Genomic DNA, 725 nt, shown 5'->3' with positions numbered 1-725 from the left:
GCCAGCACGACGCTGAGCATCAGCATGGGCTTGGTTCTCATTGAAGCTCATCCTAATCTCTCGCGTACACGTTATCGAGAACTCGCTGGGGAGCTACCCGTGTGCGTGGGCGCGTCAGAACGGTTCGAGGTGAACGCTGAGGGACTCCGAGAAGTCAGATCCCGCGTACACGACTAGCTCGTACATGCCGGGACTGAAATTGAACACCGTCGTCAGGCCCGTGTCAGCGTACAAGTGGGGGTGCTCCGAGCATGCGGCGCACGCTTGAACGTTGAAGTCCAGCTCGGCGTCTTCGCCGTCCTCGCCACGAATGAAGACGCCTGTCCGCATTTCCTCCGGGAACCAGAGCCGCCGTGTCGCCACGATTCGACTCCCCAATGGGCCGATGACGCCGTTGGCGGCACAGTCCATGTCAATGTCGAACACGACCTCGCCGTTTGGGTCAGCGATCGCATCGGGCTCGCCAGCACACTCCCATAGCCGCGCCCGATATTGCTGGTGGTGGCACCGCGGGTATTGCTCGTATGCGCTGAGCAGCTCGGAGAACTCGACGTCGAGAACCTTTGGGATCGCTTCGCGCCAGTCGTCGAGGGTCGTGAGGTAGGGCATTTCGTCGCACAGCCCGGCGACTGACTCCGGCCCGTACTCCTCGAACAGGAACGACGCGAAATTTCCAGCCCGCTCGTACTCCGGGTAAGGAAGCGGCGCCAGGGTCAGGATGTCTT

The 725-nt window shown here is 61.5% G+C and carries 1 protein-coding gene; it reads right to left on the bottom strand.

The window, feature by feature from the left end; translation table 11 throughout:
• Positions 1–114 precede the first annotated feature (114 nt).
• Positions 115–725: hypothetical protein (locus DB30_RS41015; RefSeq protein ID WP_165704201.1), on the bottom strand; the 611-nt coding region annotated here is incomplete at its 5' end.

The organism is Enhygromyxa salina (assembly GCF_000737335.2).
Taxonomy (GTDB): domain Bacteria; phylum Myxococcota_A; class Polyangia; order Nannocystales; family Nannocystaceae; genus Plesiocystis; species Plesiocystis salina_C.
Note: the sequence above shows the minus strand (reverse complement) of the source record. Positions and strands in the feature narration are given on the sequence as shown.